The sequence below is a fragment of the Oceanitalea stevensii genome (assembly GCF_014837105.1).
GTDB classification, from domain to species: Bacteria; Actinomycetota; Actinomycetes; order Actinomycetales; family Actinomycetaceae; genus Oceanitalea; species Oceanitalea stevensii.
Genome location: NZ_JACSPO010000001.1, coordinates 921,027 through 936,310 on the forward strand (window position 1 = coordinate 921,027; position 15,284 = coordinate 936,310).

The following is a 15,284-nucleotide window of genomic DNA, read 5'->3' on the forward strand; positions in this document are numbered from 1 at the left end:
GCGCGCGAAGGCGGCGGCGTGTCGTGGCGATGTGTCCGATCCGTTGCTCACGCCGTCGTCCCGGTGCCGGGATGCACGACGGCCCGCCGCGCTGGTGCGCGACGGGCCGTCGGTGCGGTGGGGCTCAGCCCTGGAGCAGCTCCCGCGCGAGGCGCGCGGTCTCGCTCGGGGTCTTGCCGACCTTGACGCCGGCGGCCTCGAGGGCCTCCTTCTTCGCCTCGGCCGTGCCGGAGGAGCCGGAGACGATGGCGCCGGCGTGGCCCATCGTCTTGCCCTCGGGCGCGGTGAAGCCCGCGACGTAGCCGACGACGGGCTTGGTGACGTTCTCCTTGATGAACGCCGCGGCCCGCTCCTCGGCGTCGCCGCCGATCTCGCCGATCATGACGATGAGCTCGGTGTCGGGGTCCGCCTCGAAGGCCGCGAGGGCGTCGATGTGCGTGGTCCCGATGACCGGGTCCCCGCCGATGCCGATGGCGGTGGTGAAGCCGATGTCCCGCAGCTCGAACATCATCTGGTAGGTCAGCGTGCCGGACTTCGACACGAGGCCGATGCGGCCCGGGCCGGTGATGTCGGCCGGCGTGATGCCGACGTTGGACTTCCCGGGGCTGATGATGCCGGGGCAGTTGGGGCCGATGAGCCGCACGCCCTTGCTCTCGGCGTAGGTGAAGAACTCGGCGGTGTCTGCCACCGGGACGCCCTCGGTGATGATGACGACGAGCGGCATGCCGGCGTCGACGGCCTCGATGACGGCGGCCTTGGTGAAGGCCGGCGGGACGAAGACGACCGACACGTTCGCGCCGGTGGCCTCCATCGCCTCGGTGACGGTGCCGTAGACCGGCACGGAGACCGTGCCGGCGGTCCGCTCCTCGGCGCCGGGGCCGATGGGGGTGACGTCGAAGTCGACGCTCGTGCCGGCCTTGCGCGGGTTGACGCCGCCGACGATCTGGGTGCCGGCGCCGAGCATCCGGCGGGTGTGCTTCTGGCCCTCGGCACCGGTCATGCCCTGGACGATGACGCGCGAGTTCGCGTCGAGGAAGATCGACATGCTGTTGTCCCGTCCTTACTTCGCGAGCTCGGCGGCCTTGGCCGCGGCGTCGTCCATCGTGTCCACCATGGTGACCAGCGGGTGGTTGGCCTCGTCGAGGATGCGGCGTCCCTCGACCACGTTGTTGCCGTCCAGGCGGACGACGAGCGGCTTGGTGGCGGAATCGCCGAGGATCCCCAGCGCCTGGACGATGCCGCTGGCGACCTCGTCGCACGCGGTGATGCCGCCGAAGACGTTGACGAAGACGCTCTTGACCTGCTCGTCACCGAGGATGACGTCCAGCCCGTTGGCCATGACCTCGGCGTTCGCGCCGCCACCGATGTCGAGGAAGTTCGCCGGGCCGACGCCGTACTGCTCGCCCGCGTAGGCGACGACGTCGAGGGTGCTCATGACGAGGCCCGCGCCGTTGCCGATGATGCCGACCTCGCCGTCGAGCTTGACGTAGTTGAGGCCCAGCTCCTTGGCCTTGGCCTCGAGCGGGTCGGCGGCGTCCTTGTCCTCGAGCTCGGCGTGCTCGGCGTGGCGGAAGGCGGCGTTCTCGTCGATCGTCACCTTGCCGTCCAGCGCGATGATCGCGCCGTCCTCCGTGCGCACGAGCGGGTTGACCTCGACCAGGGTCGCGTCCTCGTTCGCGTAGACGGTCCAGAGCTTCTGGATGACGTCGGCGACGGCGTCGGCCACGTCCGCGGCGAAGCCTGCGGTCTGGACGATCTCCTTGGCCTTGGCCTCGTCGATGCCGACGACCGGGTCGACGGCCACGCGGGCCAGCGCCTCGGGGCGCTCGACGGCCAGCTGCTCGATCTCCATGCCGCCCTCGACGCTGGCCATGGCCAGGTAGCGGCGCTCGGCGCGGTCCAGGAGCACCGAGAAGTAGAACTCCTCGGCGATCTTCGCGCCCTCGGCGATCATCACGCGGTGGACCGTGTGGCCCTTGATGTCCATGCCGAGGATCTCGGCTGCGCGCGCCTCGGCCTCCTCGGGGCTGTGGGCGAGCTTGACGCCGCCCGCCTTGCCTCGGCCGCCGGTCTTGACCTGTGCCTTGACGACGACGGTCCCCCCACCCAGCTGCTCGGCCGCGGCACGTGCCTCTGCCGGCGTTGTCGCCACGATCCCGCCCAGGACGGGTACCCCGTGCTTCTCGAACACGTCCCGTGCCTGGTACTCGAAAAGGTCCACCAGGTCAGTCCTCTCATCGACGTTCTCGGAATGCCTCGACATCGAGACATCTCCGTCCACTGTACCCGGCGTCGCGGCGGGAGGCCCACCGGGCCGGTCCTGTGCCGGACCGGCCCGGCGCGTCTCACACGAAGGTCGCGGAGGCCTCGTCCAGGCGCTGCACCTGCTGGGCCGTGAGCCCCAGGGCCACCGCGGCGAAGAGCTGGTCGAGCTGGGCAGGGCTCGTCGCGGCGGCGAGCGGGGCGGTGACCTTGCCGTTCGCCGTCGCCCACGCCAGCGCGACGGAGGCCGGGTCGGTGCCGTGCTCGCGGGCGACGGCGTCGAGCGCGTCGAGGACCCGCAGCCCCTCCGGGGTGAGGTAGCGCTTGACGGCGGCGCCGCGGGCCCGGCCCTCGGTGTCGGCCTCGGTGCGGTACTTGCCGGTGAGGAAGCCGCCGGCGAGGACCTGGTAGGGGAAGACGGACATGCCCAGGCGCTGCGCGACCCCGGCCAGGCCGGTCTCGTACTCGCGGGAGACCAGGGAGTAGCGCGGCTGGAGGGCGACCGGCTTGGCGAAGCCGTTCTCCTCGCACGCCCGGAACCACTCCTCGATCGCGGCGACGGAGAAGTTGGACAGCGCGACGGCGCGGACCTTGCCCTCGGTGACGAGGCGGTCGAAGGCCGCGGCGCTCTCGACGACGGGCGTCTCGTCGTCCTGGTAGTGGGCGTAGAAGAGGTCGATGTGGTCGGTGCGCAGGCGGCGCAGGGAGTCCTCGGCACCGCGGACGACCGTCTCGGGCCTGAGGCCGAGGAGGTCGGGCTTCCCGGAGACCTTGGTCGCGATGACGACGTCGTCGCGGTTGCGGCGGTCGGCGACCCACTGGCCGATGATCGTCTCGGACTCCCCGCCGGAGTTGCCCGGCACCCAGTAGGAGTACATGTCGGCGGTGTCGATGAAGGTGCCGCCACGCTCGACGAAGCCGTCGAGCACCGCGTGGAACTGCTTCGGGTCACCGGGGTCGTTGAAGGTGTTGGTGCCCAGGCCGAGCGGGGAGACGCGCAGCTCGGAGCTGCCGACGGGCAGGGCGGTGGTGGTCTCGGTCATGGAGTCCTCTCGGGTGGTGGGTGCGGGGCGGGTCAGGCGCGGCGGACCACGGCGACGAGGAAGTCGGAGTCCTCGGTGGCCGGGCGCAGGTCCCAGGTGGACAGCAGGTGGTCGGCCACCAGGCCGGCGGCGACGGCGTCGCCGAGGAAGTCGTCGAACTCGTAGCCGCGGTCGGCGCCGAAGCCGATGACGGCCCGGCCGTCGTGGGTGAGGTGGCGGGCCATCCGGCGCAGCACCTCGCGCCGGGTGCTCGTCGCGAGGAAGGTCATGACGTTGCCGGCACACAGGATCGCGTCGAAGGGCTCGGCGATGCCCCGCGCGGGCAGGTCGAGCTCGGCGAGGTCCTCGACCACCCAGGTGGCGCCGGGGAAGTCCTCCTGGGCCGCGGCGACGAGGACCGGGTCGACGTCGACGCCGACGACGGTGTGCCCCCGCTCGGCGAGGTAGCCCCCGTGGCGGCCGGGGCCGCAGCCGGCGTCGAGGATCCGCGCCCCGCGGGGCACCATCGCGTCGACGAGCCGCGCCTCACCGACGAGGTCGGCGCCGGACTCCGCCATCTTCCGGAAGCGCTCGACGTACCAGTGCGAGTGCTGCGGGTTGGCCTGCGTCATCTGGACCCACTTGCTCTGCTCGCTCATGCCCCCATCCTCCCCCGGGCCGCGACCTCCCCGCGCAGTCGGCCGTCCCCGCCGTCGCCGTCCTGCGCACAGGTTCGCGACCCGCGGCCGACACGCCGGGACAGCCGACGATCACGGCCCCTCCCCGGGACCTGTGCGCAGAGCTGCGACGCCCGCCCGGGCCAGCCGGTCAGTCCAGGCGGTGCTCGACGAGCTCCTCGACGTCCTCCCCGGCCCGCTCGAGGCTCGAGGTCTCGTCCTCGCGCTCGGCGGCGTCCGGCTCCGGCACGTCGCCCGTCGTCTCCGGCTTCTCTCGTCCCACGGTGCTCTCCTCGGTCCGGCTGCCCGACCCGACGCTAGGACCGCGGCCCCGGCCCTGCATCCGGGAGGCCGCACCGGACCCCTCAGGCGGGCCAGACCCCGGAGGAGCCGCGCCGGTGGCTGCCCACGAGGTGGGTGTCGACGATGCCCACGGCCTCCATGAGCGCGAACATCGTCGTCGGGCCCACGTGGCGGAAGCCGCGCGCCTTGAGCGCCTTGGCCAGCGCGACGGACTCGGGCGAGGTCGTCGGGACCTCGGCGTAGGTCCGTGGGCGGGGCGTGTCGGCCGGCTGGTAGGACCAGACGAACGCGGGCAGGCCGCCGTCGGCGCGCAGCGCGACGGTCGCCCGGGCGTTGGCGATCGTCGCGTCGACCTTGCGCTGGTTGCGGACGATCCCGGCGTCGGCCATGAGCCGGGTGACGTCGTCGTCGTCGAAGGCGGCGACGGCGTCGGGGTCGAAGCCCGCGAAGGCGGCACGGAAGGCGGGTCGCTTGCGCAGGATCGTCGCCCACGAGAGCCCGGACTGGAAGGCCTCGAGGCTGAGGCGCTCGAAGAGCCCGCGCTCGTCGCGCACCGGCATGCCCCACTCGGTGTCGTAGTACTCGCGCAGGCGGGGGTCGTGGGACGCCCAGACCGGTCGGGCGAGGCCGTCCTCGCCGACGACGAGGTCACTCACCGGCGGTCTCCGCCAGCAGGCGCTCGGAGAGCTCGGCGAAGGCCTCGGCGACGACGTCGGTGTACAGGTGCCCGCCCTCGATGTCGGGGTGGATGCCGTCGGACTGGAGCTTCTCCGGCTCGGCGTCGATGGCCGCGTACCAGTCCGCGATGATCGCGTTGGGGTAGTCGGCGACGACGTCCGCGAGCGCCGCGTTGGCCTCGGGGATCCAGTACGAGCCGCCGTAGAGGTTGACGACGACGACCATCCGGCCCGGGCCGAGCGCGTCCAGCGCCGCCCGCACGACGTCGGGCTCCCCGACACCCGCGTTCGTCCCGAAGTCGAGGACGACGGCGCGGCGCACCGTGCCCTGGTCGACCGCCTGCTCGACCGCGGCCAGCCCGTCGGGCCACTGCCGGTTGGACTTCGCGTCGAGCGCGATCTCGGGCCAACGGGCGGTGAGCCCGTGAGCGCTCGTCACCATGATCGAGTCACCGAAGCCGCTGATCTCCTCGCCGGCGGGCACGGTCCAGTCGGCGTCGGCAGGAAGCGGCTCGGGCGCCTCGCTCTCGGCGGCGGAGGCGGCGACGAGCTCCTCGTTGGCCTCGATCTGCTGCTGGGTGAGGGACGTCGTCGGCGCCGTGGCCACCGCGACGGCGGTCGTGACGAGGAGGACGACGGCGGCCCCACCGACCACCTGCGCGGCGCGCCGGCCACCGCGCAGGGCGCTGCTCCAGCGGCGCCACACCCCGAGGAAGCCCTCCTGGCGCACCGGCATCTCCAGCCAGCGGTAGGAGGCTCCGGCGACCACCAGCGTGAGGACGAGCGCCAGCGCCCGGGTGGTCCAGCTGAGCGCGGAGTCGTAGGTGGTGGCCGGCATCAGCTCGGTGAGGACGAGGATGAGCGGCCAGTGCCACAGGTAGATGCCGTAGGAGCGCTCCCCCAGCCACGCGACCGGCGGCATCCGCAGCAGCCGCTGGTAGATGCCCACCGGCCCGAGGAGCGCCGCGACGAGGACGGCGGTGAGGAGGGAGGCGGCGAGGATGCCGCCGCGGAAGGTGAGGGCGGTGTCCTCGTGGAGGACCGTCATGAGGACGAGCAGGCCGGCGAGGGCGACGAGCGCCGCGGGCTGGCGCCAGCGTTGCCACGCCGCGGAGTGCAGCCAGCTGTGCGGGGAGGCCCAGGCGAAGGCGAGCGCCACCCCGATCATCAGCCCGAACAGGTGGGTGTCGGTGCCGTAGTAGACGCGGGTCGCGTCCTGCCCCGGGGTGTGGAGGAGAGCCATGAGGAGCGCGGAGACGGCGGCGACGGCGAGCGCGACGCGCACCCGCTGCCGGCCGGTGCTCGTCAGCGCGAGGAGCAGCCCGAGCAGCGGCGGCCACAGGAGGTAGAACTGCTCCTCCACCGCGAGGGACCAGAAGTTGACGAAGAGGAGTGGGGAGGTCTGGGCGAAGTAGCTCGAGCCCGCGCCGATCTCCAGCCAGTTGTTGGAGAAGGTGAGCGCCCCGAGCACCTGCCGGCCGATGTTGACGAGCAGGTCACCGCCCGCGACGGCTGCCAGGCTCACGCTCACGACGACGACGCTGACGAGTGCCGGCAGCAGTCGCCGGGCGCGCCGCAGCCAGAAGCGCGGGAGGTCCACCCGGCCCTTCTTGCCGAGCTCGCGCAGGAGCAGCGTGGTGATGAGGAAGCCGGAGATGACGAAGAAGACGTCGACGCCGAGGAAGCCCCCGGGCAGCGAGGTGGGTCGCAGGTGGTAGACGAGCACGGCGCCGACGGCCAGCGCCCGCAGGCCGTCCAGGCCGTGGATGTGCCCGGCCCGCGCGGTCGTGGCCGCGGGAGCACGACGGGAGGTCGTGCCGGTGCGCGCGGGACGAGCCGGCGCGGCGGTCTGAGCCATCCGCCCTCCTCGACAGTTGTGTCACTGGCAGGCTAGGGCGCCGCAGACGCGGGCCGCGGGAGACGCGCCGCACCACCCCTCCCTTGTCGACAGCTGAGTTGTTCCGAGGAACAACTCAGCTGTCGGCGGGAAGGGGGTGGTGGCGGCTAGAGCTTGGTCACCGGGGCGTACCGCAGGAGCAAGCGCTTGACCTGGCCGCCGCCGAAGTCGATCTGGGCGACGGCGCTGGAGCCGGAGCCCTCGAGGCCGACGACGGTGCCCAGGCCGTAGGAGTCGTGGGTGACCTTGTCACCGATGTCGAAGCCGGGGATGTCGCCCGCCGGTCGCGGGGCCGCCGAGCCGAAGCTCGGGGTCTCCGGCTCGCTGCGGCGGGTGCGCACCGGGCCGCTGCGTGCGCCGCTGCCCCCGGCGGGACGCCCGCCGCCGTAGCCGAAGCCGCCGGAGCCCCAGCCACCGCCGCGCAGGGCGTCGGTGGAGGACTCGGCACGACGCCAGTCGAGGAGCTCCTCGGGGATGTCGGAGATGAAACGGCTCGGCGGCAGCTGCTGCGGCATGCCCCAGGCCGTGCGCACCGCGGCGCGCGACAGGTAGAGGCGCTTGCGGGCGCGGGTAAGGGCGACGTAGGCCAGGCGCCGCTCCTCGGCGAGCTCGTCCTCGTCGGTGAGCGAGCGCTGGTGGGGGAAGGTGCCGTCCTCCAGGCCGGTGACGAAGACGACCGGGAACTCCAGGCCCTTGGCGGTGTGGACGGTCATGAGGGTGACCTGCCCCTGGTTGGCGGCGTCGTCGTCGGGGATCTGGTCGGAGTCGGCGACGAGCGCGACCCGCTCGAGGAAGTCCCCGAGGTCGCCCTCGGGGTCGCTCTGGGAGAACTCGGCGGCCACCGCGTGGAGCTCGGCGAGGTTCTCCACCCGGGTGGCGTCCTGCGGGTCCTCGCTCGCGCGGAGCTCGGCGAGGTAGCCCGAGCGGTCCAGGGCGGCGTCGAGGATCTCGGCGGGGCCGGCACCGGCGGCGAGCATGTCGCGCAGCCCGGTCATGAGCTCGTGGAAGCCGCGCACCTGGGTGCGCCCGCGGGTGGCGAGGCCCAGGACCTCGGGGGCGGCGCCGTCGGGAGCCGCGGCGTGCTCGATCGCGGCGCCGAAGGAGATGCGCTCGCGCTCGGCGTGCGCGGCGAGCATCGCCTCGGCCCGCTCGCCGAGCCCGCGCTTGGGGACGTTGAGGATGCGACGGAGGTTGACGGCGTCGTCGGGGTTGGCGACGGCCCGCAGGTAGGCGAGGGCGTCCTTGATCTCCTTGCGCTCGTAGAAGCGCGTGCCGCCGACCACCTTGTAGGGGATGCCGACGCGGACGAGCACCTCCTCCAGCGCCCGCGACTGGGCGTTGGTGCGGTAGAAGACGGCGACGTCACCGGGGCGCACGCCCTCGGAGTCGCCGAGCCGGTCGATCTCCTCGGCGATGAACCGGGCCTCCTGGTGCTCGGAGTCCGCGACGTAGCCGACCACCTCCGGGCCGGCGCCGCTGTCGGTCCACAGGTTCTTCGCGCGGCGGTTCGGGTTGCGCGAGATGACCGCGTTGGCGGCGCTGAGGATGTTCTGGGTGGAGCGGTAGTTCTGCTCGAGGAGGATCGTCGTGGCGTCGGGGTAGTCGGCCTCGAACTCGAGGATGTTGCGGATCGTCGCGCCGCGGAAGGCGTAGATCGACTGGTCGGCGTCACCGACGACGGTGAGCTCGGCCGGCGGGAGCCCGGCGTCGTCGCCCTCGACGCCCGCGAGCTGCCGGATGAGGACGTACTGCGCGTGGTTGGTGTCCTGGTACTCGTCGACGAGCACGTGGCGGAACCGGCGGCGGTAGTGCTCGGCCACGTGCGGGAAGGCCTGGAGCAGGTTGACGGTCTGCATGATGAGGTCGTCGAAGTCGAGGGCGTGCGCCTGGCGCAGCCGCGCGTCGTACTGCCGGTAGGCCTGGGCGAGCGCGGTGTCGAAGGCGTTGCCCTCGCTCACCTCGGCGGCGAAGGAGTCCGGGTCGACGAGCTCGTTCTTGAGGTCGGAGACCTTGCGGGAGAAGGTCTTCGGCGGGAACTTCTTGGGGTCGAGGTCGAGCTGGCGCATGACCAGGGCCATGAGGCGCTGGGAGTCGGCGGCGTCGTAGATGGAGAAGCTCGAGCGCAGGCCGAGGGTGGCGTGCTCCCGGCGCAGGATGCGCACGCACGCGGAGTGGAAGGTGGAGACCCACATGTGCCGCGCGACCGGGCCGACGAGCTCGGTGACGCGCTCGCGCATCTCCGCGGCGGCCTTGTTGGTGAAGGTGATGGCCAGCACCTCCCCCGCCCGGGCGCGCCCGGTGGCGAGCAGTCCGGCGATGCGGTGGGTGAGGACGCGGGTCTTGCCCGAGCCGGCGCCCGCGACGATGAGCAGCGGCCCGCCCTGGTGCACGACGGCGGCGCGCTGCTGCGGGTTGAGACCCTCGAGCAGGTCCGCCTGGCGGGGCGTGACGGGGGCGGCGGAGGGCGCGTCGTCCTCGCGCGGGGGGACGGCGGCGGCGAGGGGCGGCAGGTTCCCGCCCATGAGCCCGGGCAGGTTGTCGAAGAGGGAGGTCATGGCCCTTCCAGGGTAGGTCCTGCCACCGACACCGCCGCCGTCAGGTCTGCCACATGCCGATGAGGAGGGCGCCGGTCGCGATGAGCGCCCCGCTCAGCTCGACGAGGATCGCCAGGCCGACGGCGCGCATCGCCCGGACGGTGGAGCGCCAGGCCTCGCCCTGGTCGCGCAGGCGGGTGCTCTCGGCGGCGTAGACGCCGGCGACGAAGCCGATCGGCAGCCCGATGACCGGGATGACGAAGAAGCCGACGACGCCGAGCACTGCCCCGATGACGAGGGTGCGGGCCGGCACGCCGCCCTTGCCGAGGTAGCGCCCGGCGAGGACGTACTTGCCGATCTCCGCACCGACGACGGCGACGACCGCGATCGTCCCCACCGTCCACCCGACCGTGCCGCCCGTGACGACGGCCCACACGACGGCGGCCGCCCCGACGAGGAAGCCACCGCCCGGCACCACCTGCACGACGGCCCCGACGAGCCCGATGATGACGACGATGAGGACGATCGCCTCGCCGAGGACGCCCATCAGCGGGTCAGCGCCACAGCGCCGCGATGGCGATGTTGAGGGTGGTGAGCGCGGCGATGGCGCCGATGAGCGCGCGGCTCGGCTCCTTCTTGCGGCTCGCGACGACGACGAGGGCGGTGACGACGACGGCGACGACGAGCTTGATGCCGATCTTCATGTAGTTGAGGTCCGGCAGCCCGTCGCCCATCTCGGCGACGCCGGTCATGAGGACGCCGGTGACGAGCGCGGTGAGCGCGCCGTGGAGGACGCCCGGCGCGAGGCGCGGCGTCCGCAGGTTGGTCACCGTCCCGCCGAGCACGATGGCCCAGCCGACGAGGTGGAGGAAGAAGAGGAGGTAGTACACGACTGTCATGCCGCCAGCCTAGGCGAGCGCCGTCGTCCCCCTGACGAGCCGGGCGCTCGTGTACCGGTTCTCACCGGACCTGAACCGGGCGTGGGTGCTGCTCCCCTTGACCGCGGCGAAGCGTTCGAAGGGCCGGTGGACGGCGCGCGGGATCCACGCCTCGAGGAGGGCACGACGCCGGTCGTCGTCGAGCTCGAGCGCGGCGCAGACGTTCGCGGTGATGTCGTGCAGCTCCACCACCTCGAGGGGGCCGTGGCGCAGGGTGGCCAGCAGCTCGACCATGTCGTCCCGCCCGCGGAGGTCGGCGAGCAGGAGACTCCCGCCGGGGCGGAGCACCCGGTGGACCTCCGCGAGGAAGGCCTCGACCGAGGGGTAGCAGTGCGAGGACTCGACGTTGACGACCACGTCGAAGGACTCGTCGGGGAACGGCAGGTCCAGCGCGTCGCCCTGGACGAAGGTGAGGCCCGGGGCGTGGCGGTGGCGCCGGCACAGCGCGACGGCGGCGCGGGAGAGGTCGACGCCGGTCGTCGTCCGTGGCGCGCGGTAGCGAGCGAGGAACGAGGAGCCGCCGCCCCGCCCGCAGCCGACCTCGAGCACGTCCGCGCCGCGCAGGTCCACGTCCCGGGTGACGTGGTCGTAGAGCTGGATGCACATGCGGTCCGGCTCGTCGGCCGGCTCGAGGGCCAGGGGCTGCTCGTCGGCGTCGAGAGGGGCGTAGCCGTAGTTCATGAAGGCCCACTCCGGGCGGCGCACGCGCGCCCCGAGCACCTCGTACAGGGCCCGCCACCCGAGCTGCCGCATCGACATGCCTGCAGGCTAGGGCCACGCACGCAGCGCTGCGCGCCCCCGCGCCCGCCCTGCCGCTCCCGGTCCCCCCTCCGCCCTGCCGCTCCCGGTCCCCCCTCCGCCCTGCCGCTCCCGGTCCCCCCTGCGCCCTGCCTCTCCCGATCCCCCGCTGCGGATACGGCTTTCGGCTGCTGATATATCCGCAGCGAGGAGCAGTGTCCGCAGCGAGGAGCAGTGTCCGCAGCGCGGTGCGGCGAGCCGCCGAGCGCCGCAGCGCGGTGCGGCGAGCCGCCGAGCGGCGCACCGCCGGGCCGCCCGCTCAGATGAGCCGGCGCACCGCCGCCCACCGGGTGAGCTCGTGGCGCGAGGAGAGCTGGAGCTTGCGCAGCACCGCGGACACGTGGGTCTCCACGGTCTTCACCGAGATGAACAGCTCGCTCGCCACCTCCTTGTAGGAGTACCCACGGGCGATGAGCCGCATGACCTCCTGCTCGCGAGCGGAGAGCCGGTCGAGCTCGTCGTCGGTCGTGGCGATGTCCTTCGCGGCGGTGCCGAAGGCGTCCAGGACGAAGCCCGCGAGCCGCGGGGAGAAGACGGCGTCCCCGCCGGCCACCCGGCGCACGGCGTCGGCGAGCTCGGTCGGGGTGATCGCCTTGGTCACGTAGCCGCGAGCGCCGGCGCGGATGACCCCGACGACGTCCTCGCTGGCGTCCGACACGGACAGCGCGAGGAAGCGGGTCGGGACGTCGCGGCAGCCGGTGATGACGTCGATGCCGCCCCCGCCGCGGCCGCCGGGCAGGTGGACGTCGAGGAGGACGACGTCGGGCCGCGTCTCGCGGACGACGGCGACGGCAGACTCGACGTCCGCGGCCTCCCCGACGATCCGCAGGTCCGGGGCGTGCGCCTCGAGCTCGCTGCGCACCCCGCTGCGCACGAGGGCGTGGTCGTCGACGACGACGACCCGCAGCCGACCGTCCTCTGGTGTCGTGCTCATGTCACTCCCCTGTCGCCGGCTCGGGCATCCGCAGCACGACCTCCGTGCCCACCAGGCCGCTGCCCGGTCCCGTACGGATCGTCGCACTGCCGCCGTGCCGTTCCAAGCGGCCGACGATCGAGTCGCGCACCCCGTGCCGGTCGTCCGGCACGGCGGCGGGGTCGAAGCCCGGCCCGCGGTCGCGGACGAAGACCTCCGTCGCGCTCTCGCCGACCTCGACGTAGAGGGACACGGGCGGTGCGCCGTGGACGACGGCGTTGCGCAGCGCCTCCCGGGTGGCGGCGAGCAGCGGCTCGGTCGTGGCGTGCGGGGCCCGGTCACCGGCGGTGACGACGTCGACGGCCACCCCGTGCTGGTCCTCGACGTCCGCGGCGACCTCCCGCAGCGCGGCCGCCACCGAGGTGCCCGCGGCGGGGCGGTCGGCGTAGAGCCACTGCCGCAGCTCGCGCTCCTGCGCGCGGGCGAGCCGGGCCACCTGGTCGGGGTCGTCGGCGCGGGCGCGGATGAGGGAGAGCGTCTGGAGGACGGAGTCGTGCAGGTGGGCGGCGATGTCGGCCCGCTCGGACTCCCGTGCACGGGCGGTGCGCTCAGCGCTGAGGTCGCGCACGAGCCGCAGCCACACCGGCGCGAGGACGACGGCCACGCCCACGAGGATGGCGGTGCTCGCGAGGATGCCGGAGAGGAGCTCGTCGGCACCCAGCCCGCGACCGAGCAGGAGCACGATGCCGACGACGGCGAGGAGCAGCCCGCCGCCCACGCGCGCCACCCGGTGCCACCGGGGCGCAGGCGCGGCGTCCTGCCCGGACAGCGACGCGTCGAGCTGCGTCCACACCAGGGCGGCGCCGCCGACGACGACGAGGAGCGGCACCAGCCACTCGTTGGGCAGCGGCACGTCCGCGCGCCACAGGAGCACCGCACCGGCGGCGAGGAGCAGGAGCAGGCCGACGACGACGTCGGTCGCCGGGACGACGCGCCCCATCCTCCGCAGCCTCGGCGCCAGCCGGGCGGACGCCGCCGGGCGCGCGGCCTCGGCCGCGTCCTCGGGGTCGCCGCTGGGCACGAGCACCCACAGCCAGCCGTAGAGGACGATCCCGGCCCCGAAGGCGAGCACCGACAGCAGCATGGCCAGGCGCACCCGCGCCACGGGCAGGCCGAGGTGGGCCGCCAGGCCGGCGCACACGCCGCCGATCCGCTGACCGGCCGTCGGCCGGCGCAGGGGCAGCCGCTCGGGGAGGAAGGTCGTCACGGCTCGATCGTCACACGCCGCGGGCCCCCACCGGGAGTCCCCCGACCCAGGACCAGGGGCGGCCCCGGGGTCCGAGGGGCGCCGGCCGGGGGCGGGTCAGGGGTCTCCCCGATACCCGGCGCGGGCCGCGCACGCTTTGCTGGTCCTATGAACGGCCACAGTGCACCGCACACCCCACCCGCACCACCCTCTCCGCCGTCGGTCGGCTTCTTCGACTCCGTCCGCCGCCTCGGCATCTGGCGCTCGACCGACCGCTGGGCCGGGGGCGTGGCCGCCGGCATCGGCCGGCGCTACGGCCTGGACCCGCTGCTCGTGCGCGGGCTCTTCGTCGTCGTCACGCTCTTCGGCGGCCTCGGGCTCGTCCTCTACGGCCTCGCCTGGGCGCTGCTCCCCGAGGAGACCGACGGCCGCATCCACCTCGAGGAGGCGGTGCGAGGACGGTTCGACATCGCCCTCGCCGGCGCCGCCGCCGTCCTCGTCATCGGCCTCAGCCGACCGGTCTTCTGGTGGGGTGCGGCCTGGTGGTCCGCCCCCTGGGTCCTCGCCGTCGTGGCGGTCGTCGTCCTCGTCATCGCGACCAAGGACCGCGACACGACGACGGCGCCGCCCGCCCCGGGCACCCCGCCCCCCTTCGCGGCCGGCCCGACCACCGCCCCGCCCCCGCCCGCCCCGCCGCGGCCCGCCTACGACGTCCCGGAGGACGCCATGCCCCAGACCACCGCCCCGGCCACGGGAGAGACCTCGTCGACGGAGGTGACCGTGTCCCCCACGCTGCCGATGATCGAGTCCGCCACGCGCCCGCTGTCCGCGGACACGACGACCGAGGACGTGCCCGGTCCCACCGAGCCCACGGAGCCGGCAGCGCCCGGCACCACCGCCCCGGGTGAGGGCAGCTGGCACGGCGGCGGCGCGGGCTGGCACAGCGGTGCCGCCTGGCACGGCGGCTCGGCCGCTGGCGGCGACGGCGGTGCCGGGTGGAGCGGCGGGCAGGCACCCCCGCCGCAGCCCCCCCAGCCCCCGCGTCCGCCCGTCCCCGGGCCCGGGTCCCGCACCACCAGCCTCGTCCTGGCGATCTCGCTCCTCGGCGCCGCCGGCGTCGCCCTCGCCCACCAGCAGGGCGTGCTCGACGCCAACCCGTGGCTCATCGGCGGCGGCGGTGTCCTCGCCGTCCTCGGCGCCGGCGTCCTCGTCAGCGGCATCCGCGGGCGCAGCCAGGGCGGGATCGGCGTCGTCGCCCTGCTCGTCGCCCTCGTCATGGTCCCGGCCGCGGCCGCGGCGGCCACGCTGCCCGGCTTCGCCCGCTTCGGCGCCGACGCGACCACCTGGGCCGGGGACCCCACGTGGGTCCCGCGCACGGCGGAGGAGGCGGAGGGCGGCTACTCGCTCGTCGCCGGCCAGCTCGTCGTCGACCTCACCGAGCTCGACGAGGACGCGACCCTCCCCGTCAGCGTGACCTTCGGCAACCTCACCCTCGTCGTCCCCGAGGACGCCGACGTCACGGTCAACGCCGAGGTCACGGCCGGGGAGATCGTCGGCCCGCTCGACGACGACTGGTCCGGCCCCGGAGCGCCGTGGTGGGGCTCGACCCGCAGCGACGACTCCATCACCAACGGCGCGGGCATCAGCACGACCCTCGTCCAGGAGGGCGACGGCCGCGGCCCGGAGATCGTCGTCGACGCGGCGGTCACCTTCGGCCAGCTCTACATCGAGGAGACGTCATGACCGACACCGACAGCTACACCGACCCCTCACCCGTGCGCCGCGGGCCCCGCGTGGGGACCGTCGTCTGGGGGATCATCCTGCTCCTGCTCGGGCTGGGGGTGCTGGGCGTCGGCGCCGGCCTCACCGTGGACCTGCAGGCCGCGCTCATCGCGCTCCTCGCCCTCGCCGGGGTGGGCCTGCTCGTGAAGGCCCTCCTCACCCGCTCCGACTGACCTGCCAAAACACACGCCGAGAGCCGGATTCCTCGTCGAGGAATCCGGCTCTCGGCGCGTGC

At 73.8% G+C, this 15,284-nt stretch carries 15 protein-coding genes; 2 read left to right on the forward strand and 13 right to left on the reverse strand.

What is annotated here, in order from left to right:
- Nucleotides 1-124: 124 nt before the first annotated feature.
- From sucD to H9624_RS04280, 13 genes are all read right to left on the reverse strand, one after another.
- Nucleotides 125-1,045, reverse strand: coding sequence for a succinate--CoA ligase subunit alpha (sucD, locus tag H9624_RS04225; RefSeq protein WP_251838630.1), 921 nt, complete (start codon nt 1,043-1,045; stop codon nt 125-127).
- 15 nt (nt 1,046-1,060) lie between these two features.
- The gene (sucC, locus tag H9624_RS04230; protein ID WP_251838631.1) at nt 1,061-2,221 is read right to left on the reverse strand and encodes an ADP-forming succinate--CoA ligase subunit beta; all 1,161 of its coding nucleotides are present in this window, start codon (nt 2,219-2,221) and stop codon (nt 1,061-1,063) included.
- 124 nt (nt 2,222-2,345) lie between these two features.
- Entirely contained in the window at nt 2,346-3,305 is a 960-nt protein-coding gene (locus H9624_RS04235; protein WP_251838632.1) for an aldo/keto reductase, read from the reverse strand.
- Between the two features lie 32 nt (nt 3,306-3,337).
- A complete protein-coding gene (locus H9624_RS04240; RefSeq protein ID WP_251838633.1) occupies nt 3,338-3,943 on the reverse strand; it encodes a class I SAM-dependent methyltransferase in 606 nt (201 codons plus the stop codon).
- Nucleotides 3,944-4,112: 169 nt separating this feature from the next.
- The gene (locus tag H9624_RS16410) at nt 4,113-4,244 is read right to left on the reverse strand and encodes a hypothetical protein (RefSeq protein WP_286010674.1); all 132 of its coding nucleotides are present in this window, start codon (nt 4,242-4,244) and stop codon (nt 4,113-4,115) included.
- An 82-nt stretch (nt 4,245-4,326) separates the two neighbouring features.
- Nucleotides 4,327-4,920: a DNA-3-methyladenine glycosylase I gene (locus H9624_RS04245; RefSeq protein ID WP_307784922.1), complete on the reverse strand. Its 594-nt coding sequence runs from the start codon at nt 4,918-4,920 to the stop codon at nt 4,327-4,329.
- Complete coding sequence (locus H9624_RS04250; RefSeq protein ID WP_251838634.1) at nt 4,913-6,799, reverse strand: acyltransferase family protein; 1,887 nt, start codon at nt 6,797-6,799, stop codon at nt 4,913-4,915. Before H9624_RS04250 ends, H9624_RS04245 begins: the two co-directional genes overlap by 8 nt.
- Before the next feature lie 146 nt (nt 6,800-6,945).
- Nucleotides 6,946-9,393: a DNA helicase PcrA gene (gene pcrA, locus H9624_RS04255; protein WP_251838635.1), complete on the reverse strand. Its 2,448-nt coding sequence runs from the start codon at nt 9,391-9,393 to the stop codon at nt 6,946-6,948.
- Nucleotides 9,394-9,433: 40 nt separating this feature from the next.
- A complete protein-coding gene (locus H9624_RS04260; protein WP_251838636.1) occupies nt 9,434-9,919 on the reverse strand; it encodes a DUF456 domain-containing protein in 486 nt (161 codons plus the stop codon).
- A 7-nt stretch (nt 9,920-9,926) separates the two neighbouring features.
- Nucleotides 9,927-10,271, reverse strand: a complete 345-nt coding sequence (locus H9624_RS04265; RefSeq protein ID WP_251838637.1) for a hypothetical protein — start codon at nt 10,269-10,271, stop codon at nt 9,927-9,929.
- A gap of 9 nt (nt 10,272-10,280) precedes the next feature.
- Nucleotides 10,281-11,069 carry a class I SAM-dependent methyltransferase gene (locus H9624_RS04270; protein WP_251838638.1) on the reverse strand — a complete coding sequence of 263 codons (789 nt, stop codon included), beginning with the start codon at nt 11,067-11,069 and terminating at the stop codon, nt 10,281-10,283.
- A gap of 298 nt (nt 11,070-11,367) precedes the next feature.
- Nucleotides 11,368-12,042: a LuxR C-terminal-related transcriptional regulator gene (locus tag H9624_RS04275; RefSeq protein ID WP_251838639.1), complete on the reverse strand. Its 675-nt coding sequence runs from the start codon at nt 12,040-12,042 to the stop codon at nt 11,368-11,370.
- A gap of 1 nt (nt 12,043) precedes the next feature.
- Complete coding sequence (locus H9624_RS04280) at nt 12,044-13,288, reverse strand: ATP-binding protein (protein WP_251838640.1); 1,245 nt, start codon at nt 13,286-13,288, stop codon at nt 12,044-12,046.
- Nucleotides 13,289-13,435: 147 nt separating this feature from the next.
- Here H9624_RS04280 and H9624_RS04285 point away from each other — a divergent pair, with 147 nt between their 5' ends.
- Complete coding sequence (locus tag H9624_RS04285) at nt 13,436-15,010, forward strand: PspC domain-containing protein (RefSeq protein WP_251838641.1); 1,575 nt, start codon at nt 13,436-13,438, stop codon at nt 15,008-15,010.
- Nucleotides 15,007-15,222: a hypothetical protein gene (locus H9624_RS04290; RefSeq protein ID WP_251838642.1), complete on the forward strand. Its 216-nt coding sequence runs from the start codon at nt 15,007-15,009 to the stop codon at nt 15,220-15,222. Before H9624_RS04285 ends, H9624_RS04290 begins: the two co-directional genes overlap by 4 nt.
- The last annotated feature ends 62 nt before the right edge of the window (nt 15,223-15,284 follow it).

Coding starts and splice junctions, on each gene's coding strand:
- sucD (WP_251838630.1), bottom strand. CDS start 1,045: ATGTCGATCTTCCTCGACGCGAACTCGCGCGTCATCGTCCAGGGCATG.
- H9624_RS04235 (WP_251838632.1), bottom strand. CDS start 3,305: ATGACCGAGACCACCACCGCCCTGCCCGTCGGCAGCTCCGAGCTGCGC.
- H9624_RS04240 (WP_251838633.1), bottom strand. CDS start 3,943: ATGAGCGAGCAGAGCAAGTGGGTCCAGATGACGCAGGCCAACCCGCAG.
- H9624_RS04250 (WP_251838634.1), bottom strand. CDS start 6,799: ATGGCTCAGACCGCCGCGCCGGCTCGTCCCGCGCGCACCGGCACGACC.
- pcrA (WP_251838635.1), bottom strand. CDS start 9,393: ATGACCTCCCTCTTCGACAACCTGCCCGGGCTCATGGGCGGGAACCTG.
- H9624_RS04260 (WP_251838636.1), bottom strand. CDS start 9,919: ATGGGCGTCCTCGGCGAGGCGATCGTCCTCATCGTCGTCATCATCGGG.
- H9624_RS04265 (WP_251838637.1), bottom strand. CDS start 10,271: ATGACAGTCGTGTACTACCTCCTCTTCTTCCTCCACCTCGTCGGCTGG.
- H9624_RS04270 (WP_251838638.1), bottom strand. CDS start 11,069: ATGTCGATGCGGCAGCTCGGGTGGCGGGCCCTGTACGAGGTGCTCGGG.
- H9624_RS04275 (WP_251838639.1), bottom strand. CDS start 12,042: ATGAGCACGACACCAGAGGACGGTCGGCTGCGGGTCGTCGTCGTCGAC.
- H9624_RS04285 (WP_251838641.1), top strand. CDS start 13,436: ATGAACGGCCACAGTGCACCGCACACCCCACCCGCACCACCCTCTCCG.
- H9624_RS04290 (WP_251838642.1), top strand. CDS start 15,007: ATGACCGACACCGACAGCTACACCGACCCCTCACCCGTGCGCCGCGGG.